This is a genomic window from Stutzerimonas sp. LR2 (genome assembly GCF_055755175.1).
In genome coordinates this window covers 995,397-1,019,612 of sequence record NZ_JBVTRR010000001.1, presented here as the reverse complement: position 1 = coordinate 1,019,612, position 24,216 = coordinate 995,397, and the positions used below count along the sequence as shown (strand labels likewise).

Annotated in this window: 20 protein-coding genes; 9 read left to right on the top strand and 11 right to left on the bottom strand. The window is 63.7% G+C overall.

Annotated features, from left to right (window positions below; translation table 11 throughout):
* Positions 1 to 11 precede the first annotated feature (11 nt).
* From ACVRRC_RS04735 to pilG, 8 genes are all read right to left on the bottom strand, one after another.
* A complete protein-coding gene (locus ACVRRC_RS04735; RefSeq protein WP_472996674.1) occupies positions 12 to 482 on the bottom strand; it encodes a chemotaxis protein CheW in 471 nt (156 codons plus the stop codon).
* Entirely contained in the window at positions 479 to 1,531 is a 1,053-nt protein-coding gene (locus ACVRRC_RS04730; RefSeq protein ID WP_014597991.1) for a chemotaxis protein CheB, read from the bottom strand. Before ACVRRC_RS04730 ends, ACVRRC_RS04735 begins: the two co-directional genes overlap by 4 nt.
* Positions 1,524 to 8,774, bottom strand: coding sequence for an Hpt domain-containing protein (locus tag ACVRRC_RS04725; RefSeq protein ID WP_472996760.1), 7,251 nt, complete (start codon positions 8,772 to 8,774; stop codon positions 1,524 to 1,526). The genes ACVRRC_RS04730 and ACVRRC_RS04725 overlap by 8 nt, the downstream gene beginning before the upstream one ends.
* An 11-nt stretch (positions 8,775 to 8,785) precedes the next feature.
* Entirely contained in the window at positions 8,786 to 9,652 is an 867-nt protein-coding gene (locus tag ACVRRC_RS04720) for a CheR family methyltransferase (protein WP_011914955.1), read from the bottom strand.
* 60 nt (positions 9,653 to 9,712) lie between these two features.
* Positions 9,713 to 11,761, bottom strand: a complete 2,049-nt coding sequence (locus ACVRRC_RS04715) for a methyl-accepting chemotaxis protein (protein ID WP_020305670.1) — start codon at positions 11,759 to 11,761, stop codon at positions 9,713 to 9,715.
* Between the two features lie 78 nt (positions 11,762 to 11,839).
* Positions 11,840 to 12,376 (bottom strand): chemotaxis protein CheW, encoded by a 537-nt coding sequence (locus ACVRRC_RS04710; protein ID WP_472996673.1) that lies wholly within the window; start codon positions 12,374 to 12,376, stop codon positions 11,840 to 11,842.
* Positions 12,377 to 12,417: 41 nt separating this feature from the next.
* Positions 12,418 to 12,783, bottom strand: coding sequence for a twitching motility response regulator PilH (gene pilH / locus ACVRRC_RS04705; protein WP_003297216.1), 366 nt, complete (start codon positions 12,781 to 12,783; stop codon positions 12,418 to 12,420).
* Between the two features lie 44 nt (positions 12,784 to 12,827).
* Positions 12,828 to 13,235 (bottom strand): twitching motility response regulator PilG, encoded by a 408-nt coding sequence (gene pilG, locus ACVRRC_RS04700; RefSeq protein ID WP_003282729.1) that lies wholly within the window; start codon positions 13,233 to 13,235, stop codon positions 12,828 to 12,830.
* 236 nt (positions 13,236 to 13,471) lie between these two features.
* Here pilG and gshB point away from each other — a divergent pair, with 236 nt between their 5' ends.
* The 7 genes from gshB (at position 13,472) to ACVRRC_RS04665 (ending at position 19,340) form a co-directional block, all read left to right on the top strand.
* The gene (gene gshB, locus ACVRRC_RS04695; RefSeq protein WP_014597995.1) at positions 13,472 to 14,422 is read left to right on the top strand and encodes a glutathione synthase; all 951 of its coding nucleotides are present in this window, start codon (positions 13,472 to 13,474) and stop codon (positions 14,420 to 14,422) included.
* 87 nt (positions 14,423 to 14,509) lie between these two features.
* On the top strand, positions 14,510 to 15,403 hold the full coding sequence (locus ACVRRC_RS04690) for an energy transducer TonB (protein WP_019405529.1): 894 nt from the start codon (positions 14,510 to 14,512) through the stop codon (positions 15,401 to 15,403).
* 65 nt (positions 15,404 to 15,468) lie between these two features.
* The gene (locus ACVRRC_RS04685) at positions 15,469 to 16,038 is read left to right on the top strand and encodes a YqgE/AlgH family protein (RefSeq protein WP_053528280.1); all 570 of its coding nucleotides are present in this window, start codon (positions 15,469 to 15,471) and stop codon (positions 16,036 to 16,038) included.
* Complete coding sequence (gene ruvX / locus ACVRRC_RS04680; protein ID WP_011914962.1) at positions 16,035 to 16,463, top strand: Holliday junction resolvase RuvX; 429 nt, start codon at positions 16,035 to 16,037, stop codon at positions 16,461 to 16,463. Before ACVRRC_RS04685 ends, ruvX begins: the two co-directional genes overlap by 4 nt.
* Before the next feature lie 17 nt (positions 16,464 to 16,480).
* On the top strand, positions 16,481 to 16,996 hold the full coding sequence (pyrR, locus tag ACVRRC_RS04675; protein ID WP_014597998.1) for a bifunctional pyr operon transcriptional regulator/uracil phosphoribosyltransferase PyrR: 516 nt from the start codon (positions 16,481 to 16,483) through the stop codon (positions 16,994 to 16,996).
* 53 nt (positions 16,997 to 17,049) lie between these two features.
* Positions 17,050 to 18,066, top strand: coding sequence for an aspartate carbamoyltransferase catalytic subunit (locus tag ACVRRC_RS04670; protein ID WP_011914964.1), 1,017 nt, complete (start codon positions 17,050 to 17,052; stop codon positions 18,064 to 18,066).
* Positions 18,066 to 19,340: a dihydroorotase gene (locus ACVRRC_RS04665; protein ID WP_125849504.1), complete on the top strand. Its 1,275-nt coding sequence runs from the start codon at positions 18,066 to 18,068 to the stop codon at positions 19,338 to 19,340. Before ACVRRC_RS04670 ends, ACVRRC_RS04665 begins: the two co-directional genes overlap by 1 nt.
* A 57-nt stretch (positions 19,341 to 19,397) precedes the next feature.
* Here the strand turns inward: ACVRRC_RS04665 and ACVRRC_RS04660 are convergent, their stop codons facing one another.
* Positions 19,398 to 19,793, bottom strand: a complete 396-nt coding sequence (locus ACVRRC_RS04660) for an NINE protein (protein ID WP_048330154.1) — start codon at positions 19,791 to 19,793, stop codon at positions 19,398 to 19,400.
* A gap of 135 nt (positions 19,794 to 19,928) precedes the next feature.
* On the opposite strand from ACVRRC_RS04660, the gene ACVRRC_RS04655 reads away from it, so the two are divergent.
* Positions 19,929 to 21,143 carry a putative DNA modification/repair radical SAM protein gene (locus tag ACVRRC_RS04655; RefSeq protein WP_014598001.1) on the top strand — a complete coding sequence of 405 codons (1,215 nt, stop codon included), beginning with the start codon at positions 19,929 to 19,931 and terminating at the stop codon, positions 21,141 to 21,143.
* Positions 21,143 to 21,976, top strand: coding sequence for a TIGR03915 family putative DNA repair protein (locus ACVRRC_RS04650; RefSeq protein WP_472996672.1), 834 nt, complete (start codon positions 21,143 to 21,145; stop codon positions 21,974 to 21,976). The genes ACVRRC_RS04655 and ACVRRC_RS04650 overlap by 1 nt, the downstream gene beginning before the upstream one ends.
* On the opposite strand, the gene ACVRRC_RS04645 is transcribed toward ACVRRC_RS04650, so the two are convergent.
* Complete coding sequence (locus ACVRRC_RS04645) at positions 21,973 to 23,118, bottom strand: PilT/PilU family type 4a pilus ATPase (protein WP_019405534.1); 1,146 nt, start codon at positions 23,116 to 23,118, stop codon at positions 21,973 to 21,975. The genes ACVRRC_RS04650 and ACVRRC_RS04645 overlap by 4 nt on opposite strands.
* A gap of 59 nt (positions 23,119 to 23,177) precedes the next feature.
* On the bottom strand, positions 23,178 to 24,212 hold the full coding sequence (pilT, locus tag ACVRRC_RS04640) for a type IV pilus twitching motility protein PilT (protein ID WP_011914970.1): 1,035 nt from the start codon (positions 24,210 to 24,212) through the stop codon (positions 23,178 to 23,180).
* Between the last annotated feature and the right edge of the window lie 4 nt (positions 24,213 to 24,216).

Genomic DNA, 24,216 nt, shown 5'->3' with positions numbered 1-24,216 from the left:
GCGGACCGCAGTCAGATCAGGCCGGCGTCTGCCAGCTTCTGCTCCAGGCCGACCAGGTCGGGAATACGTGCCTGCACATCACCGAGGTTGACCGCATCCAGCTCCAGCGGTGCAAGTTCTACGTCCGCCCGCGCCAGGCTCGCATCGACCTTGATCGAATGCGGAATGCCCTGCACCAGCAGGGCAATGAACTTGACGTGATCGCGCCCGCCGACAGCGTTGAGCACGGCCACCCGCGCGGCGCTGCCCACCGGCTGCGGCTCGCCGCTGGAGGCGGCCTCGAATGACAGCAATGGCAGGCTCAGGTCGCGCCACTGCACCTGGCCGAGAAACCAGGCCGGCATGCCCTGTACCGCCTGTGGCGCACGGTACGGAATCAGCTCGGCTACCGCCACGTTGGGTACCAGCAGCATGCGATCGGCAAGCGGCATCAGCAGCCCGGTAAGGCTTTCCGCGTCCTGAGAAATGACCGTCTGACTCATGAATTATCCCGTTGAAAAGACGTGGTGGGCGCCCCGGCCTGGTTCACCAGATGATTGACCAGCGCCTGCGCCAGTTCTCGCGGATCACCGCTGTAGGAGCTGTAGCCGCCCTCGCGAAGGTTGTCCGGCATGCTCGAGCAGGCGCAGGAGTCGGCGCGCTGCGTCCATACCTTGCCGCCCTGACGCAGCACGTACGCCGCCGCGGCACTGCCGTCGCTACCCATGCCGCTGAAGGCGATGACACCGCAGCGGCCGCCGAACTGCTGGGCCAGGTTCAGCATCATCTGGTCGATCGAGGGGCTGTACGGCTCTGGCCAGCAGCGGCCGGTCAGGCGCGCGCTGCCATCGTCCTCGAACGCCAGCTCCTCACTGATCGGGGCGATTACCACCTCGCCGCAGCGAACCGGCTCGCCCGGGCGGACCTGCCGCACCTGCCACTGGCTATGGCGCCCCACGGCCTGGGACAGCGCCGACTCGAAGCTCGCCTCGATATGCTGGGCGTAGACGAAGCCCACCGGCAACCCGCCGGGCAAGGCATCCAGAAAGGCCTTCACCGCCTCCGGCCCGCCCAGCGAGGCTGCCAGCAGCCAGACCTGATGTGCCGGTTCTCCGGCACGCAGCGCGGAATCGGCCAGCACTGCAGGCAGCGTCAGTCGCTCCGGACGCTGCCCTTCGCCCTGCAACACGTCCAGCCGTGGCCCGACGGCACGCGACGGATCGCCCACCAGGCGCTTGAGCTTGCTGAACAGGCTGCGCTCCCAGCGTGGGTAGAACTCCGAATGGCGTTCCGGCGCATGCCCTTCGCCGAACAGCACTCGCGTGGTGTCGCGCTCCAGCAAGGCATCCACCAGCGGGGAGTCTTCGGTCTGGGCCAGATCCACCAGCCACAGGTCCGCTTCGGTACTATCCAGATCGGCAGGTTCAAGACGCGCCGGGTCGTTGTTCAGCACCACCTGATAGCCACTTCCGGTCAACGCCTGCTGCAGCACGTGACGCTGCAGCGAGGTATCGGCGAGTACCGCAATACGGGTGGAGAGCACTTCAGACATCGGCGTGGACCAGGCGCTGGATGGCCTCGAGCAGGACGGACTCCTGGTACGGCTTGCCCAGGTATTCGTTGACGCCGATGCTCAACGCGCGATCCCGGTGCTTCTCGCCGGTACGCGAAGTGATCATGACGATCGGCAGGTCCTTGAGGCGCTCGTCATGGCGCACCAGCGTGGCAACCTCGAAGCCGTCCATGCGAGGCATTTCGATATCCAGCAGCATGATGTCCGGCTTGCGCTCCTGCAGCTGGGTGATCGCATCCACCCCATCCTTGGCAGTCAGCACGTTCATGCCGTTGCGCTCCAGCAGGCGGCTGGTGACCTTGCGCACAGTGACCGAGTCGTCGACCACCATGACCAGCGTCGGCCGCTCGCTTTCCACCTCGACGGATTCGGGCAGCTGATCGATCAGCCTCGGCTGTTGCTGCTGAATGATCTGATGCGCATGCAGGACACGAATGGTGGCCAGCAGATCGAGAATCACCACCACGCGACCGTCGCCGAGGATGGTCGCGCCGGAGATGCCATGGACGCCGGCAAACTGCGGGCCGAGGCTCTTCACCACGATCTCGCGCGAGCCGGCCAGGCTGTCGACCTGCACCGCGACACTGTGCTCCTTGGAGCGCACCAGAATCACCGGCAGCGGCAGACTCTGTCCGACCAGCTTCGGCTTCTGCCCGTTGTTCAGCAGATCGCCGAGGTAACGCAGCTCGTAGGCCTGACCGGCATATTCGAAGCGCGGCGCATCCGGCTGGTAGTAAGCCTCCAGCTCGTACGGCGAAACCCGCACGATACCTTCGATGGTGTTCAGCGGGATCGCATAGAGGTCCTCGCCCGAGTAGACCATCAGCGCCCGGTTGACCGACACCGTGAACGGCAGGCGAATCAGGAAACGCGTGCCCTGGCCCAGCGTCGATTCGATGCTCATGGAGCCACCGAGCTGCTTGACCTCCGAATGCACGACGTCCATGCCGACACCACGGCCGGAGATCTGCGTGACGCGCTCGGCGGTGGAGAAACCGGCCTCGAGGATGAATTGCAGGATCTCGTGTTCGGACAGACCGCTGTCGGCGGACATCAGGCCGCGTTCGATCGCCTTGCGCCGCACCGCCTCGAGGTTGATGCCGCCACCGTCGTCCGTCAGCGTCAGGACGATATCGCCGCCTTCACGCGCCAGATCCAGGCGGATCGTGCCCTGCTCGGATTTGCCGGCGGCACGGCGCCGTTCGACCGACTCGATACCGTGGTCCACGGCATTGCGCAGCATATGCTCCAGCGGCGCGACGATTCGCTCGAGCACGCTGCGGTCCATCTCGCCGGTGGCGTTGCCGACCAGGAACTCGACCTGCTTGCCGAGTTCACCGGCCACCTGCCGGACGATACGACGCAGACGCGGCACCAGCCGCTCGAAGGGCACCATGCGCGTACGCATGAGGCCTTCCTGAAGCTCGGTATTGACGCGTGCTTGCTGCAGCAGCAGGGTTTCGGCATCGCGGTTACGCGCAGCGAGGGTTTCCTTCAGGTCGAGCAAGTCGGAGGCCGACTCGAACAGCGCCCGGGACAGCTGCTGCAGCTGCGAATGGCGGTCCATCTCCAGCGGATCGAAATCGTCATAGCCGGCCCGCTCGGCCTCGGCCTGATAACGGCTGAGAATCTGCGCCTGGGTTTCGGTATCCAGCCGGCGCAGCTGATCGCGCACGCGCTCGATGGTCGCTTCCATTTCGCCGAGCGTGAACCCGACGTCGCTGACTTGCTGCTCCACCCGACCACGGAAGATCGAGGTTTCACCAGCCAGGTTGACAAGCCCTTCCAGCAGTTCCGCCGGCACCTTGACCAGTTCCTGTGGTGCTCGACGCGCAGCGGCTTCCTGAGCGGCCTGCTGGGCGCGCCGAATAAACGGCAGGACCTTTGCCGGCGCAGCGCTTGGCGCCGGCTGGCTGCTCGCCGCAACGATCGGCTGCGGCAGTGTCAGCGGCTCGCTCGGCAACGGCGACTCGGTCTCCTGCAGCTCCGCATGCTGTGGCTCCGAATACAGCGGCTCGGCGCTATCGCTGGCAAGGCTGTCGCGCAACTGCTCGACGTCCTTGAGCAGCGCGTCATAACCCTGTTGTACATCGAGGAACAGACTGTCCGGCCAGGGGGCGCCCTGTTGCTGCGCCTCGCTCAGGCGCTGCTCCAGATCATGGGCCATGTTGCCCAGGGCAGTCTGCCCCGCCAGGCGTGCCCCGCCCTTGAGGGTGTGCAACACGCGAAGCATGTCAGCCAGGGGAGCCGCGTCCTCGCGGCCAGCATCCCAGCGGCCCAGGGCCGACTCCATCTCTTCCAGCAGGTCGTCCGCTTCCTCGACGAAGATATCGAGGATCTCGGCCTCGGCCGACTGCTGCGCATCCTCCTGCGCAGCCTTCAGCGATACGCTGCTGGGGATGCTCAGCTGTTCCTCGGGGTTGTTGCGAAATCGGCGAATCGTCTCGATCAGCGCATCACCGCTAGGGATCGGATTGTGCGCCCGCACCGCTTCGAGCATCTCCGCCAGACGGTCCTGGCAGGCCTGCAGGAGGCCGAACAGCTCGGAACTGGCTCGGTAGCTGCCAGCGCACAGCCCCTCATAGAGAAACTCGAGTTCATGGGCGAGATCACCGATCTCGCGGATATCCGCCATCCGTGCGCCACCCTTGAGGGTGTGCAGATCCCGCTGCAGTGCTTCAAGCTCGAAGCTGTTGTCGACATCCGCCATCCAGCGCTGCAACCCGCCGGCCGCGCTTTCGATAAGGTCGAAGCCCTCCTCCAGGAAGATCTCCACCAGCTCGGGGTCGCGATCTACCAGCTCTGGCTGATGATCGACCGATTCGGCTCGCGGGGCATCCGCGGCCACCTCGAACGACGCGGGCGCCTCTTCGATTTCAGGCAGTTCGAGCTCGATCTCGTCCTGCGCTTCGCTGAACGAGGCCTCGGAGGCTTCAACGTCCTCCAGGGGACTGACTGCTTCACCCTCTTCGCTGGTGAATGACTCATCGATGTCAGCCAGTGGCAGATCGATGACCTCCATGACCGGAGGCTGGTCCGGCACAGCGTCAAAAGCGTCCTCGCCCTCGAGTGGCTCCTCGAACGTATGGGACTCATTACCCTGATCCGGCTGCGCCTCGGCAACTACGTCCTCGGCTTCGAACGCAGGAAAAGCGCCCTGACGAAAGGCGCGCATCGACTCGATCAGAGCATCGGCGCAGCTCATCGGCAGCTGGCGTTGCAGTTGTTCGAGCTGCAGGGCCAAGTGATCGTGGCTGCGCTGCAACAGCGTCGCCAACTCGACGGAGTGGACGTAACGGCCGTCGGAGAGACCTTCATAGAGCGATTCAAGCTCGTGCGCCAGGTCACCGATCGGGCGAATGGAGGCCATCCGGGCGCCACCCTTGAGGGTATGCAGGTCGCGCAATAGCGCCGAGAGGGCCATCTGATTGGCGGGATCGGCAAGCCAGCGATCCAGCGCCTGGCCTGCGCTCTCCATGAGATCGACCGCCTCATCGAGAAATATCTCGACCATTTCATGGTCGAGATCATCCTGCGCTTCGTCAACCACAGGATCGGCCGGCCACGCTTCGGCTTCGGCTTCGGCTTCGGCTTCGGCTTGCAATTGTGTAACGGGCGCGGGCTCGGCCGCTGCAACCTGCGGCTCGGCAAATGACTGCGCAAGATCCAGCGGGTCTATCGCCTCGGCCAGCAACGCCTCCAGACGCGCCAGCAGTTCAGACTGCTCGCTGACCTGCAGCGCTGCCGCCACCTGGTCCATCATCCCGACCAGCGCTTCATGACCGCGCTCGACATCATCGAAGAAGCGCTCGCTGACGGCGAGTCGGCCCTCTTCGACGACGGCATACAGGCGCAGCAGGACCTGACACAGGGCCTCCATCTGCGGCAGATCGGCCATCTTGGCGCCCTGCCCGAGCGTGGTCAGCTCCTGCAGCAGGGCGGACAGCTCCTGGCGCTCGGCCGGATGCTCACGCCAGCTGCGCAACAAGTCTTCTGCGTCCAGCAGAATATCCATGCCTTCGGAGAGAAACAGCGCAATCATGCTCGGATCGCGCGCCTCGCCTGCATCGTTCTGCTGGCGGGCACCCGCCTCGACCAGTCGCGCCTGATGCAACGCATGCACCTTGGCCAGGAACGCGGGAGCCCCTTCGATCGGTGCCAGCGGTTCATGGTCGAGATTGACCAGCCCCTGCCGCAGCAGCGACTCGGCCTCGTGCAGCAACTCGGCTTCCGCCAGGTCCATCTGGATCAGGTTGGTCTTGAATTCCTTGACCATCTTTTCCAACGGCGTCGCGATTTCCGCAACGGGCAGGATGCCGGCCATGTGCGCACTGCCCTTGAGGGTGTGCAGCGCGCGCTGCAATGCATCGGTCACCGGTTGGGGCAGGCGCTGCGCGCAATCTGCGAGAAAGCTGACGAGCGTGGTCAGGTGCGACTCTGCCTCGTTGCGAAAGATTTCCAGCAACTGCGGGTCCAGCGCATCGTCATCGTTTTCAGGCAGAACCGCCTGAGGCGCTTCGGCGATCGGTGCGGGCTGTGGGTCCACGTCAGGCACAAAGGCCTCGACAACCTCAGCGACGGGCTGAGGCAGCGCTACCGACTGCCCCTTGGCCAGCGCATGTGCGGTGGCGGCCAATCGATCGACATCGTCACGCTGGCGCTGCGCCTTGGCGGCGAACTCCTCGACCAGCGCTGGCATCAGCTCGACGACGTCACGCACCACCTGCCTGACCGAGTCGCCGGCGACGATGGTGCGATCCAGGACGCGATTGAGCAGGTTCTCGATGGACCATGCGAGTTCGCCGATGATCAGCGCCCGCACCATCCGCCCGCTGCCCTTGAGGGTGTGGAATGCACGGCGGACTTCACCCAGTGCATCCTTGTCATCACTGTCGGAGAACCAGCGCGGCAGGTATTCACCGATGGTTTCCAGGACTTCAGCGGCCTCTTCGATGAAGACTTCAAGCAGGTCTTCATCGACCGGCTCCTCGTCAGCAGGCGGAGGCAGGAGGCTTGGCGGAACATCCTGTGCCGGCGGATTGATGGCGGTAACCGGCGCGGCCATCACCTGCTCCAGGCTGATTGCCGGCTCGGGTTCGACAACGGGAGCTGCTTCGGGCTGCGTGAAGTCAGGCAGGGTCACTTCGGGAAGATCGAGCTCGGCAACCTGCGCCACGCTCCAGTCGTCCAGGCTCGGCTCCTCGCCCGCCGTCTCGGCAAGAGCCGGAGCAGCCGACGACTCATGATCCGGCAGACTGAAGACGATCTCATCGTCCGCGGAGGTTGAATCCCCTAGCGTCCACTCGGGCTCGAATTCCACCGCCTCGATCTCGGGTTCGGCTTCCGCGGGGTCGAGCAGCAATTGCGACTCGCTGGCGAACGCCGGCTCCGATGCGTCCGGTTGTTCTTCTTCAGAGGACTCGACAAAGGCGAACGTCTCGGGACTCACCTCCGGCTCTTCCGGAAGCACTTCGATCTCGTCCAGCGGATCCAGCATCTCGGATTCGGCGATCTGCTCTTCCGGTTGCGGCTTCTCTTGTCCCAGCGAATAACCCAGGTTCTGCAGACTCTCCTCGGCCACATCGAGAATCAGGTCGCCTTGCGTCCCGCAGTCTTCCGACAGTCGCTCCAGGTAGTACTCGACGCTGGTGATCGCATCCGCCAGGGTGTCCAGGCTCTGCCAGTCGGGCACAGCTTGGCGGGCCAACAGCTGGTCCTGAATGTAGCTGTTACAAGCCTGCAGCAGCGCTGCAGCACGCTCCAGCGGAATCATGGCCAGGCCGCCACGGACCTGGGTCAGCAGATCGGGAACGCGCGCCAGGTGCTCGTGATTCCATTGCGAGGCGATGAACTCGATGATCGCATCCTTCGCCTGTTCCAGCCCGTTGCGCGCTTCGCGAATAACCAGCTGGTGAATCTGAGCCACATCGGTGGTCGGCAGATGATTCGCTTCGCTGCGCTCCTCCGCAGGGCCTCCGACCATGCCGGCGAGCGTGGCCTCGACATAGAGCAATGCTCCGGCGATATCCATCAGCACGGCGTCGTCGGGCGCCTGCCGTCCCTGCGCAACGGACTGGACCAGGGCGATCTGGTCGAGAATGATCTTGCGCGGCTGCGCGAAGCCGAGCACCGCCAGGGTGTCGGCGATCTGCTTGAGCGGCACTTCGAGGCTCGCAAGCTCGGAAATGACCTTGCGATCGCTGCGCACGAACAGATCAAGACTGTCCTTCACGCGGACCAGTTCTTCGCACAGTGCCGTGACCACCGAGCGCATCGCGCCTCGGTCCGGGCCAGCCAGCTGGGCGCGTTCCTGATCAACCACGGCGCTGTCCGGCAGCGCTTCATCGAGGCGATAGTGCTGCTTGAGCGTCTGGATGCGCGGCGTCTGCCCGGGCGCCTTGGCGACATAGAAGAGCAGATTCTTGATCAACTCATCAGGCGCAGCCTGGTTGATACCATCTGCGCCCTCCTCGACCAGCCGCTTGAGCTGCTTGTCCACCTGCCGCAGCAGGGTGCGAACCGATGTACCGTTGCTTACGCCACCACTGGCCAGCCCTTCGACCAGCCCCGACGCGATCTGCCAGAGCGCAGCCAGCGGCGCATCCTTGCAAAGCTGTTCCAGGCGGGCGAATACCCGAGCCATATAGCCCAGATTGGTCGGAAGATCCTGGTTGCGGATCACGCCCACCAGTGCGACTTGCAGCATCTGGCGCAGCTTGCGCAGCAATGCCGGCAGCTCCTCGGTGCGCAGGCGCTCGACGGACTCGCGGGAAAGCGCCGGGGTGCGCCCGGAGAGATCGGGCGAGAAAAGGCTGGTTTCCGAGAGCAGCTTTTCGCCACGGGCGGCACGCAGATCATTGAGTAACGGCAGGACGACCATCGGCAGGTCGCGACGGGCGCTCTGGATGCGATCCAGATAGACGGGAAGCTGCAGGATGGCCTGCATCATCACCTCGAGCGCTTCGCCCTGGTTGGCCACGCGGCCTTCGAGCAGCGCACGCGCGAGCTGCTCCATTTCCTCGGCGAGCAGTGCCGCGCCGAAGAACTCGACCATCTGCAGAGTGCCATGTACCTGATGCACATAGGTCAGGCAAAAGCTCATCCGAGTCGAGTCCTGTGGATTCTCGACGAACGCCTCCAGCGCCTGACGCGCCTGCTTAAGCGTTTCGGCAATCTCGCCTTTCACCCACTCCAGGGCGACATAATCGTGCCGATCACCCATAGCGACTCCGCTCATAAACTTTTCCGGGTAAAAGCCAGAACCTGATCATTGGCAACCGGAAGCAGATCCGGATGTTGCCAGCCGACCACCTCGCCTACGCCTATCACCAGCAGTCCCCCTGGGGCCAGGCACTCGGCCAGGCGATTGAGGATGTCGCGACGACGCCAGCGGCGGAAGTAGATCAACAGGTTCTGGCAAAAAATGACATCCATGCCGGAGATCGGCGAATTCGCCAGCTCCAGCACATTGAGCCTTGCAAAGCAAACGCGTGCAGCGAGATCAGGGACGACTTGAAAACGATCATCGGGTAACGACAGGAAGTAGCGCTCACGCAATGCCGGCTCGACCTGCTCCAGCCGACGGGCGCTGTAGACCGCCGCGCGACACTTGGCCAGGGCGCTGAGGCTGATGTCGGTGCCGGTAACCCCGAAACCCACCTTGACCGAGCTATGCGCCTGTGCCTCGGCAGCGGTCATCGCCAGCGAGTAGGTTTCCTCGCCACTTGCACAACCCACGCTCCATAACGTCAGCGGCCGATCGCCCGCCCTTTTCTCCAGACACTGGTCCAGATGAGCCTTCAGCAGCTCGAAGGAAGCGGGATGGCGAAAGAAGCGCGTCTCCTGGACCGTCAACCGATCCATGAGCGTCGACCATTCGACCGCACCTCGCGGACCGGACGTGACCTGACGATAGTAGGTGGCATAGTCGGGAGCCCCGACTTCGCGCATCCGTGCACTCAGGTTGGCCTGCAGGAAGCTGCGCCGCTGCTCGCTGACGACCATGCCGGAACGCTCTTCGAGAAGCGTCTGCCAATCATGGAATTCCGCCGGCGACATATCGGCCAGGGGCTCCAATGCCCAGTCCAACCTCGGCTGCATGCCCTGCCCCTCGCTCGTGATCATCGGCGGCAGCCATCAATGACTGCCGCACCCATCAAGTCAGGCCTGATCCTGAGCATCCGGCAGGGTAAAACCGGAAACGGAATGGCGCATCTCGTTGGCCATCTTCGCCAGGTTACCAATGCTCTTGGCAGTAGCGGTGGTACCCGACGACGTTTGCGAGGTGATCTCCTGGATCACGTTCATGGTGTTGGAGATGTGACCAGCCGAGGAAGCCTGCTGGCGTGCCGCGTTGGAAATGTTCTGGATCAGCGCCGCTAGGGTCTTGGATACCTTCTCGATCTCTTCCAGTGCCACCCCGGCGTCCTGCGCCAGGCGGGCTCCGCGCACCACCTCGGCGGTGGTCTGTTCCATCGAGATGACCGCCTCGTTGGTGTCGGTCTGAATGGTCTTAACCAGCGCCTCGATCTGCTTGGTCGCCGCCGACGAACGCTCCGCCAGACGCTGTACTTCGTCCGCTACCACCGCGAAGCCCCGGCCTGCGTCACCCGCCATGGAGGCCTGGATCGCCGCGTTGAGCGCGAGGATGTTGGTCTGGTCGGCAATGTCGTTAATCAGGCTGACGATGTCACCGATCTCCTGGGACGATTCGCCGAGACGCTTGATCCGCTTCGACGTGTCCTGGATCTGCTCGCGAATGTTGTCCATGCCGGTGATGGTGTTGTGCACCACCTCGTTGCCCTTGTTGGCAATGGCTACCGAGCGCTCCGCTACCGCCGACGACTCCGCGGCGTTGGCCGATACCTGGTCAATCGACACCGCCATCTCGTTGATTGCCGCCGACGCACCAGCGATCTCCTGCGCCTGATGCTCGGAAGCCTCGGCGAGGTGCATGGCCGTCGCCTGGGTTTCCTGGGCTGCGCCCGATACCTGCACGGCAGTCTGGTTGATGGTGGCTACCAGTTCGCGCAGCTGGTCGATGGAGTAGTTGATCGAGTCGGCGATCGCACCGGTGAAATCCTCGGTTACGGTGGCAGCTACCGTCAGGTCACCGTCAGCGAGGTCGCCGATCTCGTCCAGCAGTCGCAGAATCGCTGCCTGGTTACGTTCGTTCTTCTCGGCAGTTTCGCTCAGGCGGCGACGTGCCTCCTGAACCATCACCAGGCCGATGAGAATGATCGCTGCCAGTGCAAGCGCACCCAGCACGTAGCCGATGATGGTGTTGATGTAACGCGCATCGGCGCGATTCTGCAGGCCTTGCGACAGCGCAGAGGTCTTGTCCAGCAGGGTCTGGGAAACTTCGAAGATGCTGTTCGCCGATTCGCGCACCTGGAACAGTTCCGGCGACGTCTCGAGAATCTCGTCCACCGAGCCGGATACGAACTGGAACAGCTCGGAAATTTCGGAAAGGCGATCGCGTGCTTCTTCGTCGGCAACCGCGGTGATGCCCATGGCGACGTTGCCTTCGATCATGGCGTTCAGAACCCGCCCGAACAGACTGGCATCACGACCAAACATGTCCGCCGCCTGGACCGAATCCTGGTCACCGGAAAGCACCTTGTTCACCGAACCGAGGATACGCTCCGCCAGCAACGACTGACGCTGTGCTACCGATACCTGAGCCGCAGGCGCACCGCTCTCCAGCAGGATGTCGACGACTTCCTCGTATTCGACCTGAAGCTGGGGAATGGTTTCTGCCAGGGTGCTGGCAACCTGATGCAGCGAGAGAACGGTTTGTTCACTGGAGAGGATGGCGTCGGTGTCGCGACGCAGCGTGCTCCAGTCCTGCTCTACGGCATTGACTTCCGCGCGCAGCGACTCGGGCACGGCGGGCAGGCCAATGCTGTCGTTGCCCTGAGACAGATAGCCCCAGCGCTGGTTGAAGTCGTTACGAGCCTGCTTCAGGGAAGCGAACGCCTCCTGTGTTCCCGTTGCCGCTTCCACGGCGTCCTTGGCGATCTGCTGGGACAGTACGCGCAGCTCTCCAGCGTGAGCGATGTACTCGTTATCGTGATCCGCTTGCGTATTCACGTACGCGAAGTTCGCGAACAGCAATACGATCGAAACGATCAGCACGATAAACAAACCGGTGATCAGCGTATTGCTGCGCACCCCGCTCAACAAAGCATTAGCATTCATTTTGATCATTATCCGGCCCCCGCCTGGACCTCCGTGCGCTTCCATCCAAGAACCAAAAGGCCGACCTCGGTCGACCCCACCTACAACTCAATAAGCGACGTCTAGAAACGCCTGATGTGTTGCAAGAGCGTGCGGGCTGAAGACCAGCCAGGGCTGCTCGCGCTGGAACACACCATGAATGAACGGTTGAATCGATGCCTCGATCGGAGGCAGCTCCTCGGAAAAGGTCTCCACCGGGAAGTGCTGCATGCCGAAGACTTCGTCGACGGTCAATCCGGCAAACACTTCCTGATGATCAACGACCAGTACCCTGCGCTGCTTTCGCAATGGCGAGGGCTCAAGTCCGAAATACCCACAAAGGTCCATTACCGGCAGCAATCTGCCACGGACGTTCGCTACGCCCTTGACCCAGCTCTTGACGCCGGGCAGCAACGTATATCGAGGCTCATGCAGGATTTCACCGACCTCTCCCATCGGAGCGACGAACAGTCGCCCGCCCATCCGGAAACCGATCCCTCCCCAGGTTTGTACGGCTTCCTGCTGCGAAGGCAGACCGGCCGCATAGCTGCGGCATCGTTTATCTAGCTCCAGCAACTGCTGAAACGGCGTTTGCATGTCAGGCATGCTGGCCACGTCCCTTTGTCCGAGTGTTGGCTACCCCGGCATCAGCCTGCCAGAACGGCATTCAGGGTTTTCAGCAGTGTCGCTTCGTCCACCGGTTTGGTCAGGTAATCCTTGGCCCCCTGGCGCTTGCCCCAGACCTTATCGGTTTCCTGATCCTTGGTGGTAACGATGATCACTGGAATGTGACTGGTTTCAGAATCTTTGGTGAGCTGGCGCGTAGCCTGGAAGCCGTTCAAGCCGGGCATGACAATATCCATCAGCACGGCGTCCGGTTTTTCCTGGCGAGCCAACGCTACGCCGTCGGCTCCATTCTCGGCCTTGAGCACCACATGACCATGCTTCTCCAGCATGGCGGTGAGCTTGTACATTTCGGTCGGCGAATCATCAACAATCAGAACGCGAGCCATGATTTCTCCATTAGGAAGGCTTCAGCGGCAAACAATGCCGAACTTCAGGACGCTTGCTCCACCGGCGCGAAATCAGGGACATGAGCCTTGATTGCACCGAGCAGCTCTTCTTTGCTGAACGGTTTGGTGAGGTATTGATCGGAGCCGACAATGCGCCCCTTCGCCTTGTCGAACAGGCCGTCTTTGGAAGACAGCATGATCACTGGCGTCGACTTGAAGGAACTGTTGTTCTTGATCAACGCGCAGGTCTGATAACCGTCCAGCCTGGGCATCATAATATCGACAAAGATGATGCGGGGATGAGTATCCGCAATCTTGGCGAGGGCATCGAAACCGTCCACTGCGGTGATGACATCGCAACCTACTTTCTTCAGCAGGGTTTCAGCAGTGCGACGAATCGTTTTCGAATCGTCGATCACCATGACCTTCAAGCCCTCGGAGTGCTGTTCCATTTCGCCCTACCATCGCCTCGGTGAGTCGTAGTTTATCGTTATGTCAGTGCGCCGGAGGCCCTGCCACCGATGGGCTGCACCCAATCGCCGGACCTTTTTAGCACACTCCTCCTGGCCACGCTATCAACCGGAAAAGCATCCGGATTTTCCTTGACCCAGTGCACAACCACGGCCAATCTGCAGCGACCTTTTGCGCCACCGGCGGCACGTTGCCGCCCATAGCTGGAGAAACTCTCATGACCGTTCGCGTCGGGATCATCATGGACCCTATCGCGCAGATCGCCTTCAAGAAGGACAGCTCGCTTGCCATGCTGCTGGCCGCCCAGGCGCGAAGCTGGACACTCTTCTATATGGAGCAGCGAGACCTTTATCAGCTCGGCAACCAGGCCCGCGCACGCATGCGCTCGCTGCAGGTCTTCAACGACCCGCAGCACTGGTTCGAGACAGGCGAGGAGGTCGACATGGCCCTTGCCGACCTCGATGTGATCCTCATGCGCAAGGATCCGCCATTCAACAGCGAGTACGTCTACGCAACCTATCTGCTGGAACTGGCGGAAAAGGCGGGAACGCTGGTGGTCAACCGTCCGCAGAGCCTGCGCGACTGCAACGAGAAGTTCTTCGCCACTCAGTTCCCGCAGTGCACACCGCCGACCTTGGTCAGCCGACGCTCCGACATTCTCCGCGAGTTTGCCAACGAGCACCGTGACATCATTCTCAAACCCCTGGACGAAATGGGCGGCGCCTCGATCTTCCGTCATCGCGAGGGCGACCCCAATCTGTCCGTGATCCTCGAAGTGCTGACCGAACATGGAAGCCGGCAGATCATGGCGCAGCGCTACATTCCGGCGATCAAGGATGGCGACAAGCGCATCCTGATGATCGATGGCGAGCCGATCCCCTACTGCCTGGCGCGGATTCCCGCGGCTGGCGAGACACGCGGCAACCTGGCCGCCGGCGGCCGCGGCGTGGCGCAACCGCTATCCGATCGCGACCGCGAGATCGCGGCTATCGTTGGGCCGCAGCTGCGTGAACGTGGCCTGCTGTTCGTCGGCCTGGATGTCATCGGCGATTACCTCACCGAGATCAACATCACCAGCCCGACCTGCATCCGGGAAATCGACAATGCCTTCGATACCCGTATCGGCGAACGCCTCATGGACGCGATCGCGGCCAAGCTGCAAGCTTGAACCAGCTAACAGCTTTGAGTTCGGAGCTTGCGACGGCGAGCTCAAAGCCGGCAGACTGCGCGGCACTTCGAGCCGACCCGACACGCGATGAACGCCGCTATCCGCCATCCCGCGCCTGAAACGACCCGAGTCCGCCCCGCGGACCGGCTCGGCTTCACGCTTTTTCTGGCTGCCGCACTGCACCTGGCCCTGATCCTCGGCCTGGGCTTCACGCTGTCCGAACCGAAGCAGATCAGCAAGACGCTGGAAATCACCCTCTCGACGTTCAAGAGCGAGGAAAAGCCCAAGGACGCGGATTTCCTTGCTCAGGACAACCAGCAGGGCAGCGGCACGCTGGAGCACAAGGCATCGCCGAAGACCACCGAGCAGGCGCCCTTTCAGGACACCGAAGTCCGCAAAGTCACTCCGCCCGCCGCACCGCCGCCCAGCACCCGGCCTGAGCCGGCCAAGACGGTCGTCACCACGCGAAGCCCGCAGCAGCAGAAGGCAGAGGTCAAGCAGCAGACCCAACCACAGCCCGAGCCGCAGTCCGCCCCGGCATTCGACAGTTCGCAGCTGAGCGCCGAGATCGCCAGCCTGGAGGCCGAACTGGCGAAGGACGTCGAGCGCTACGCCAAACGACCGCGCGTCAGCCGACAGAACAGCGCGGCCACGATGCGTGACATCAGCGCCTGGTATCGCGACGAATGGCGCAAGAAAGTCGAGCGCATCGGCAACCTCAACTACCCCGACGAAGCCCGCCGCCAGCAGATCTACGGCAGCCTGCGCATGCTCGTCACCATCAACCGCGACGGCACCGTGCAGGAACTGCGCGTGATCGAGTCGTCCGGCCAGCCGGTACTCGATGATGCCGCGCTGCGCATCGTTCGCCTGGCCGCGCCGTTCGCCCCCTTCACCGGCGAACTGGCGCAGAAGTACGATCAGGTCGAGATCATCCGCACCTGGCGCTTCGAACGCGGCGACCGGCTGTCGAGCCGCTGAAACGCACGCGGGACCAACGGTCGCAGCTGTAGCCGGAATGCGGTGCAACGCTTAAGCTAACGCGCATGAAAAGCACCGCGCCCAGCTACCTCAAGCATCACTTTCTGATCGCCATGCCGCAGATGGCCGATCCGAACTTTGCCCAGACGCTGATCTACCTGATCGAGCACGGCCCGGAAGGCGCCATGGGGCTTATCGTCAACCGTCCAAGTGGCCTGAGCCTGGCCGATGTGCTCGAGCAGCTGCGCCCGGACGAACCGATTCCGGCATTTTGTCAGAGCCTGCCTATCTTCGCAGGCGGCCCGGTGCAGACCGACCGCGGCTTCGTCCTGCATTCGGCCGAGCAGCAGTTTCAGGCGACCTTGATGCTCGGCCCGCTCGGCATGAGCACGTCCCAGGATGTGCTGTTCGCCATTGCCGACGGTCAAGGCCCGCAGCGGCATTTCGTGGCGCTGGGCTACGCCGGCTGGGAAGCCGGCCAGCTGGAAGCGGAGCTGGCCGACAATACCTGGCTGAGCTGTCCGGCCGACCCACAGATCCTGTTTGACCTCCCCCACGATCAGCGCCTGCAGGCAGCCGCCGCCTCGCTGGGCGTCGACCTGCGCCTGCTCAGCACCCAGGTCGGCCACGCATGAGCACGCCGCGGCTGCTGCTCGGCTTCGACTATGGCACCAAGCAGATCGGCGTCGCCGTCGGCCAGGTCGTGACCGGCCAGGCCCGCGAGCTGTGCGTGCTCAAGGCGCAGAACGGCGTACCCGATTGGCAGCAGATCGAGGCGCTGTTGCGCGAATGGCAGCCCGACGCGCTGGTGGTCGGCCTGCCGCTGAACATGGACGGCAGTCCGAGCGAGATGAGCGCTCGCGCAGAGAAATTCGCCCGCCGCCTCAACGGCCGCTTCAACCTGCCGGTGCACACCCACGACGAACGCCTGACCACCTTCGAGGCCAAAGGCGAGCGGCTGCGCCAGGGCCAGCACGGAGGCTATCGCGAACGGCCGGTCGATGCCCTGGCCGCCGCCCTGTTACTGGAAGGCTGGCTGAACGATCACGCCGGCGCCTGATCCCGAAAGGAGACCCCATGATCCTGCCAAATCCCGAACAGCTGCTGCCCGAGATGACCGAGGCACTGGAGCGCTACCTGAACGAGCGCGACATCCGCGAGCCGCGCTTCATCGGCATTCGTACAGGCGGAGTCTGGGTCGCCCAGGCGCTGCTCGATGCACGCGGACAGAGCGAACCGCTCGGCGTGCTCGACGTGTCCTTCTATCGCGACGACTTCACCCAGAAGGGCTTGCATCCGCAGGTGCAGCCTTCGGAGCTGCCATTCGAGATCGAGGGCCAGCACCTGGTGCTGATCGACGACGTACTGATGACCGGCCGTACCATCCGCGCCGCGCTCAACGAGCTGTTCGACTACGGCCGGCCTGCCAGCGTGACCCTCGTCTGCCTGCTCGACCTCAACGCCCGCGAACTGCCGATCCGTCCTGACGTGGTCGGGGCGACGCTGTCGCTGGCGCCGGATCAGCGCATCAAGCTGCTTGGTCCGGCGCCGCTGGCGCTCGAGCCGCAGCGACTGGAAGCCAGCCAGTCCTGACGCCGGCACCCTCCATCTAACGCCCATCTCCCGCTGCCCACCGAGATCCTGCGATGACGCCCACTGACGCCAAGCGCCCGCTACAGCTGAACGACCAAGGCCAGCTGCGCCATTTTCTCTCCCTCGACGGCCTGCCCCGCGAGCTGCTCACCGAGATTCTGGACACCGCCGACTCCTTCCTCGAGGTTGGCGCGCGTGCGGTGAAGAAGGTTCCGCTGCTACGCGGCAAGACCGTCTGCAACGTCTTCTTCGAGAACTCCACCCGCACCCGTACCACCTTCGAACTGGCGGCCAAGCGCTTGTCGGCCGACGTCATCACGCTCAACGTCTCGACTTCCTCCACCAGCAAGGGCGAGACCCTCACCGACACCCTGCGCAACCTGGAAGCCATGGCGGCGGACATGTTCGTGGTGCGCCACGCGGATTCCGGAGCCGCGCATTTCATCGCCGAGCACGTCAGCCCCGACGTGGCAGTGATCAACGGTGGCGACGGTCGCCATGCGCACCCGACCCAGGGCATGCTCGACATGCTCACCATCCGCCGGCACAAGGGCAGCTTCGACAATCTTTCGGTGGCCATCGTCGGCGATATCCTGCACTCGCGGGTGGCGCGCTCGAACATGCTGGCCCTGCGTACCCTGGGCTGCCCTGACATCCGTGTGATTGCGCCGAAAACGCTGCTGCCGGAGGGCATCGAACAGTACGGCGTGCGCGTATTCACCGACATGAACGAAGGCCTGCGCGACGTCGACGTGGTGATCATGTTGCGCCTGCAGCGCGAACGCATGCAGGGCGGTCTGCTGCCCAGCGAAGGCGAGTTCTACAAGCTCTACGGCCTGACCACCCAGCGCCTGGCGCTGGCCAGGCCGGACGCCATCGTCATGCACCCGGGCCCGATCAACCGCGGCGTGGAGATCGAGTCCGCGGTGGCCGACGGCCCACAGTCGGTCATTCTCAACCAGGTCACCTACGGCATCGCCATCCGCATGGCCGTGCTGTCCATGGCGATGAGCGGCCAGACCGCGCAGCGCCAGATCGATTCCGAATCCGTATCCGAGGAGCAGCAGTGATGGTGGCAACAAGAATCCTCGGCGCGCGCGTTATCGACCCCAACAGCGGGCGCGACGAAGTCGCCGATATCTTCCTGCAGGATGGCAGGATCACGGCCATTGGCCAGGCTCCTGCCGGCTTCGAGGCTCAGCAGACAATCGATGCGCAAGGCCTGATCGCCGCACCCGGGCTCGTCGATCTCTCGGTCGCCCTGCGCGAGCCGGGCTACAGCCGCAAGGGCACGATCGCCAGTGAAACCCTGGCTGCGGCAGCCGGCGGCATCACCAGTCTGTGCTGCCCACCGCAGACGCGCCCGGTGCTGGACACCGCCGCGGTGGCCGAGCTGATCCTCGACCGCGCCCGCGAATCCGGCCATGCCAAGGTCTTCCCGATCGGTGCGCTGACCCGCAACCTGGCCGGAGAACAGCTGTCCGAGCTGGTCGCCTTGCGCGAGGCCGGCTGCGTCGCTTTCGGCAACGGGCTCACCGAGTTCGCCAGCAACCGCAACCTGCGCCGCGCCCTGGAATACGCCGCCACCTTCGACCTGACGGTGATCTTTCATTCCCAGGACAGCGACCTGGCCGAAGGCGGCCTCGCCCATGAGGGTGCCGCCGCCAGCTTCCTGGGCCTGTCAGGCATTCCGGATACCGCGGAAACTGTGGCCCTGGCGCGCAACCTCCTGCTGGTGGAGCGCTCCGGCGTGCGCGCGCACTTCGCTCAGCTGACCAGCGCCCGCGGTGTGGAGATGATCGCCCAGGCACAGGCGCGCGGCTTGCCGGTAACCGCCGACGTGGCCATGTATCAGCTGATCCTCACCGACGAGGCGCTGCACGGCTTCTCCAGCCTCTATCACGTGCAGCCGCCACTGCGCGGCACGGCCGATCGCGACGGCTTGCGCGAGGCGGTCAAGGCGGGCGTGATCTCGGCGATTTCGAGCCACCATCAACCGCACGAAGCCGACGCCAAGCTGGCGCCGTTCGGTGAAACCGAGCCGGGGATCAGCAGCGCGGAGATTCTTCTGCCACTGGCGATGACGCTGGTAGACGACGGCTTGCTCGACCTGCCGACCCTGCTGGCGCGCCTCACCAGCGGCCCGGCCGCCGCGCTGCAACTGTCCGCCGGCAGACTGCAGGCCGGCCAGCCCGCCGACCTAGTGCTGTTCGACCCGCACAGCTCGACCCTGGTTGGCGAAAGCTGGTACTCGAAAGGGCGCAACTGTCCGTTCATGGGCCATTGCCTGCCGGGTTCGGTGCGCTACACGCTCGTCGACGGCCACATCAGCTACCAGGCCTGAGCGCAGACGGCCGGGGCGGCTGCTCGCCCGCTCCGGCCCAAGGCTTCTCGGCCGAACTCAGACCCGCGCGCGATTGCGCTCGGATATCTGTGAGTTCAGTGTCCAGAAGTCGTAGAGCACGCCGATGAAGAACAGCCCGCCGGTGAACAGGTAGAGGATGCCGGTGATCCACTTGCCCTGATACATGCGGTGCACGCCGAAGACGCCGAGAAAGGTCAGCAGAATCCAGCCCACCGTGTAATCGATAGGCCCCGGCTGGAAGCGCAGGTCCGCTTCGCGATCCATCGAGGGGATCAGGAACAGGTCGATGATCCAGCCGATGAAGAACAGGCCGAGGGTGAAGAACCAGATGGTGCCGGTGATCGGCTTGCCGTAATAGAAGCGGTGGGAGCCGAGAAAGCCGAATATCCACAGGAGATAACCGATCAGCGTGCTGTGAGTGTTCTGCCGCATCCGAACCTCGATAGGCGGTTGAGTGAATGACGACCAGCTTATCCGATAATTCGCTCAGCCAGCGCCGCCAGACGGCCACCGAAGCCGTCGCCTGCCGTGATACTGTATATGCAAACAGTACTCATGGTTCCCGTCATGCAACTGATCGACAAACTCAGCGTGCTCGCCGACGCTGCCAAGTACGACGTTTCGTGTGCCAGCAGTGGCGCGCCGAAGCGCTCGTCCAAAGGCAAGAGCGGGCTCGGCGCCACCGATGGCATGGGCATCTGCCACAGCTTTACCCCGGATGGTCGCTGCGTGGCGCTGTTGAAGATCCTGCTCACCAATTTCTGCCTGTACGACTGCCAGTACTGCGTCAATCGGCGCTCCAGCGACGTACCCCGCGCGCGCTTCACGCCGGAGGAGGTAGTCGAGCTGACGCTGGACTTCTATCGCCGCAATTGCATCAGCGGGCTCTTCCTCAGTTCCGGCATCATCCGCTCGGCCGACTACACCATGGAGCAGCTGGTGCGGGTCGCCAGGCTGCTGCGCGAAGAGCATGAATTTCGCGGCTACATCCACCTCAAGACGATTCCCGATGCCGACCCGCTGCTGATCGCCGAAGCCGGGCGCCATGCCGACCGGCTCAGCGTGAACATCGAGCTGCCGACCGAGAGCAGCCTGATTCGCCTGGCCCCGGAAAAACAGGTGCTGACCATCAAGCAGGCCATGCACACCATCCACCAGGGCGAGGCCGAGGCCAGCGCGGAGAAGCGTGCACCGCGTTTCGCTCCTGCCGGGCAGAGCACGCAGATGATCGTTGGCGCCGATGACACCGACGACCGCACCATCCTGCATACCGCGCAGTCCCTTTACGGCGACTATCGCCTGCGGCGGGTCTACTACTCCGCGTTCAGCCCCATCCCGCACAGTCCGAAAAGCGTGCCGTTCGCCGCACCGCCACTGTTGCGCGAGCATCGGCTGTACCAGGCGGATTTTCTCATGCGCGGCTATGGTTTCTCGGCCGGCGAACTGCTCAGCGGCCCCGGTAACCTTGCCCTGGACGTAGACCCGAAACTGGCCTGGGCGCTGGCCAACCGGGAACATTTCCCGATCGACCTCAACCGTGCCGAACCGACCATGATTGCCCGCGTTCCCGGTATCGGCGTGCTCAGCGCCAAGCGACTGGTGGACCTGCGACGGCACAAGCGCATCCGCTTCGAGGACCTGACCCGCCTGCGCTGCTCGCTGGAAAAGGCCAAGCCGTTCATCGTCACCCATGACTACCGCCCCAGCCTCGCCGGGCAGGAATCGACGGTGTTGCGGCAGCACCTGCGCGACGGTTCGCCTACGCAGATGGCGCTCTGGTGATGTGCACGGTGCGCTTCGACGGAAGCTTCCAGGGCTGGCGAGACGCGGCGCGGGTGCTGCTGCAGGAGCAGATCGCACCGCATGAGGTGAACTGGGCAAGCGGCGGGGACGTCGGCTTGTTCGATGAGCCGATGCCCGCGCCAGCAGCCACCGACGGGCCGCGCATCCGCGTACCTCGGCAGCTCCTCGATGAGTTGGAGATGGCCGCACGCTTTCGCACCGAGCATCGCTGGAGCCTGCTGTATCGCGTGCTCTGGCGGGTCATACAGGGCGACGCCAGCGCCAGAATGGCGGGCGATGTCGATGGCAGCGAGCTGCATGCCCGAATCAAGGCGGTTCGCCGCGAGGCGCACCATCTGCATGCCTTCCTGCGCTTCAGCCCGCTGGAAGATGGCGACGGCCCGCGGCATGTAGCCTGGTTCGAACCGGCGCACGACGTGCTGCCATGGGCCGCACACCATTTCGCCGAGCGCATGGGCGAGAACAGCTGGCTGATCGCGACACCGGACGATGGTGTCTGCTGGAACGGTCAGACCCTTCATCACGTCCGCCCCTGCCCGCCACAATGGCAGCGCCTGGCGCAGAGCGCTGCCGACCCCGGCGGCGAACTATGGAAGGCCTATTACGAGAGCACCTTCAATCCGGCCCGATTGAACCGCAGCGTGCTGCAAAGCAACCTGCCGGTACGGTTCTGGAAGAACCTGCCCGAAGGCATGCTGATTCCGCAACTGATGAGTCGCGCACGCGCCGGTGCGCAGCGTGATGGCCAGGCCGAGCGCGTTGCCGCCCGGCAGGGCAAGCGCATCGGCCGGCAACCGGACGCGGACGCTTAACGGAAGCGCCGGCCCGGGTCCTCGTCGCTGACCTCCAGGCTCAGGCCCTGGGATACGCTGGTCAGGTGCTCACCGTCGGTTTCCGAACCCAGCTTGATCAGCAGTCGCAGGTCGTTGGCCGAGTCAGCATGCAGCAGGGCATCTTCGTAGGTGATCTCCCCCTGCACATAGAGGTTGTACAGCGCCTGGTCGAAGGTCTGCATACCCAGCTCGGTGGAGCGCTTCATCAGCGATTTCAGCTCGTGCACCTCGCCCTTGCGGATCAGGTCGGCCGCCAGCGGCGTATTGATCAGCACCTCGATCACCGCACGACGACCCTTGCCGTCCGGGGTCGGAACCAGCTGCTGGGCGACGATGGCCTTGAGGTTGAGCGACAGGTCCATCCAGACCTGGTTGTGCCGGTCCGGCGGGAAGAAGTTGATGATGCGGTCCAGCGCCTGGTTGGCGTTGTTGGCGTGCAGCGTGGCCAGGCACAGGTGGCCGGTTTCGGCGAAGGCGACCGCGTAATCCATGGTTTCGCGGGTACGGATCTCGCCGATGAGGATCACGTCAGGCGCCTGGCGCAGGGTGTTCTTCAGGGCCACCTCGAAGGAGCTGGTGTCGATGCCCACTTCGCGCTGGGTGACGATGCAATTCTGGTGCTGGTGGATGAATTCGATCGGGTCTTCAATGGAGATGATGTGCCCGCTGGAGTTCTTGTTGCGGTAGCCGATCATCGAGGCCAGCGATGTCGACTTGCCGGTACCGGTGGCACCGACGAACAGCACCAGACCACGTTTGGTCATCGACAGCTTCTTCAGGACGTCCGGCAGCTTGAGCTCTTCGATGGTCGGGATGTTGGTCTCGATGCGACGCAGCACCATGCCGGCCAGGTTTCGCTGATAGAACGCGCTGACACGGAAGCGGCCGATGCCGCGGGCGCTGATGGCGAAGTTGCATTCGTGGTTCTCGGTGAACTCGCGGCGCTGCTGCTCGTTCATCACGCCGTGCACGGTTTCCCGGGTCATCTCCGGCGACATGGGCGTCTTGCTCACCGGCATGATCTTGCCGTTGACCTTCATCGACGGCGGCACGCCAGCCGTGATGAACAGATCGGAGCCGCCTTTTTCGACCATCAGGCGCAGAAGTTTCTCGAATTCCATCGTCGTACTCGCAATCGTGGCAAGCGCCGCACCGGGCGGCGTCCGGGGTTGTCAGGCGTTTAGAAATTCTCGGGCTGCTTGGCCTTTTCCCGCGCGCTGTCGCGGCTGATCAGGCCCTTGGCCAGCAGCCCCTTGAGGCACATGTCCAGGGTCTGCATGCCGAGCGAACCGCCGGTCTGGATCGCCGAGTACATCTGCGCCACCTTGTCCTCGCGGATCAGGTTACGGATCGCCGGGGTGCCGATCATGATCTCGTGGGCCGCGACGCGGCCGCCGCCGATCTTCTTCAGCAGGGTCTGCGAGATCACCGCCTGCAGCGATTCGGAGAGCATCGAGCGGACCATGGACTTTTCTTCGGCCGGGAACACGTCGACCACGCGGTCGATGGTCTTGGCGGCGGAGGTGGTGTGCAGCGTGCCGAACACGAGGTGGCCGGTTTCCGCGGCGGTCAGTGCCAGGCGAATGGTTTCCAGGTCGCGCATCTCGCCCACCAGGATGATGTCCGGGTCTTCACGCAAGGCCGAGCGCAGCGCCTCGGAGAAGCCCAGGGTGTCGCGGTGCACCTCACGCTGGTTGACCAGGCACTTCTTCGACTCGTGGACGAATTCGATGGGGTCTTCGATGGTGAGGATGTGGTGGTATTTGGTGTTGTTCAGGTAATCGAGCATCGCCGCCAGGGTGGTCGACTTACCCGAGCCGGTCGGCCCGGTGACCAGCACCAGCCCGCGCGGCACGTCGGTGATCTTGCGGAAGACCTCACCCATGTTGAGGTCCTCCATGGTCAGCACCTTGGAGGGAATGGTCCGGAACACGGCGCCGGCGCCGCGGTTCTGGTTGAAGGCGTTGACGCGGAAGCGCGCCACTCCCGGCACCTCGAACGAGAAGTCGGTTTCGAGGAATTCCTCGTAATCCTTGCGCTGCTTGTCGTTCATGATGTCGTAGATCAGCGCATGCACCTGCTTGTGGTCCATGGCCGGCAGATTGATGCGCCGCACGTCACCATCGACGCGGATCATCGGCGGCAGGCCGGCGGAAAGGTGCAAATCCGACGCACCCTGCTTGGCGCTGAAGGCCAGCAGTTCAGTGATATCCATGGGA

Bases quoted from the DNA above. Each gene is read 5' to 3' on its own strand.
- ACVRRC_RS04650 (WP_472996672.1), top strand. From the start codon at position 21,143: ATGTGCACGGTGCGCTTCGACGGAAGCTTCCAGGGCTGGCGAGACGCG.
- gshB (WP_014597995.1), top strand. From the start codon at position 13,472: ATGACCGTTCGCGTCGGGATCATCATGGACCCTATCGCGCAGATCGCC.
- ACVRRC_RS04655 (WP_014598001.1), top strand. From the start codon at position 19,929: ATGCAACTGATCGACAAACTCAGCGTGCTCGCCGACGCTGCCAAGTAC.
- ACVRRC_RS04720 (WP_011914955.1), bottom strand. From the start codon at position 9,652: ATGCAGCCGAGGTTGGACTGGGCATTGGAGCCCCTGGCCGATATGTCG.
- ACVRRC_RS04670 (WP_011914964.1), top strand. From the start codon at position 17,050: ATGACGCCCACTGACGCCAAGCGCCCGCTACAGCTGAACGACCAAGGC.
- ACVRRC_RS04660 (WP_048330154.1), bottom strand. From the start codon at position 19,793: ATGCGGCAGAACACTCACAGCACGCTGATCGGTTATCTCCTGTGGATA.
- ACVRRC_RS04690 (WP_019405529.1), top strand. From the start codon at position 14,510: ATGAACGCCGCTATCCGCCATCCCGCGCCTGAAACGACCCGAGTCCGC.
- pilT (WP_011914970.1), bottom strand. From the start codon at position 24,212: ATGGATATCACTGAACTGCTGGCCTTCAGCGCCAAGCAGGGTGCGTCG.
- ACVRRC_RS04710 (WP_472996673.1), bottom strand. From the start codon at position 12,376: ATGCCTGACATGCAAACGCCGTTTCAGCAGTTGCTGGAGCTAGATAAA.
- ACVRRC_RS04735 (WP_472996674.1), bottom strand. From the start codon at position 482: ATGAGTCAGACGGTCATTTCTCAGGACGCGGAAAGCCTTACCGGGCTG.
- ACVRRC_RS04725 (WP_472996760.1), bottom strand. From the start codon at position 8,774: ATGGGTGATCGGCACGATTATGTCGCCCTGGAGTGGGTGAAAGGCGAG.
- ACVRRC_RS04645 (WP_019405534.1), bottom strand. From the start codon at position 23,118: ATGGAATTCGAGAAACTTCTGCGCCTGATGGTCGAAAAAGGCGGCTCC.
- ruvX (WP_011914962.1), top strand. From the start codon at position 16,035: ATGAGCACGCCGCGGCTGCTGCTCGGCTTCGACTATGGCACCAAGCAG.
- pilH (WP_003297216.1), bottom strand. From the start codon at position 12,783: ATGGCTCGCGTTCTGATTGTTGATGATTCGCCGACCGAAATGTACAAG.
- ACVRRC_RS04685 (WP_053528280.1), top strand. From the start codon at position 15,469: ATGAAAAGCACCGCGCCCAGCTACCTCAAGCATCACTTTCTGATCGCC.
- ACVRRC_RS04665 (WP_125849504.1), top strand. From the start codon at position 18,066: ATGGTGGCAACAAGAATCCTCGGCGCGCGCGTTATCGACCCCAACAGC.
- ACVRRC_RS04715 (WP_020305670.1), bottom strand. From the start codon at position 11,761: ATGATCAAAATGAATGCTAATGCTTTGTTGAGCGGGGTGCGCAGCAAT.
- pyrR (WP_014597998.1), top strand. From the start codon at position 16,481: ATGATCCTGCCAAATCCCGAACAGCTGCTGCCCGAGATGACCGAGGCA.
- ACVRRC_RS04730 (WP_014597991.1), bottom strand. From the start codon at position 1,531: ATGTCTGAAGTGCTCTCCACCCGTATTGCGGTACTCGCCGATACCTCG.
- pilG (WP_003282729.1), bottom strand. From the start codon at position 13,235: ATGGAACAGCACTCCGAGGGCTTGAAGGTCATGGTGATCGACGATTCG.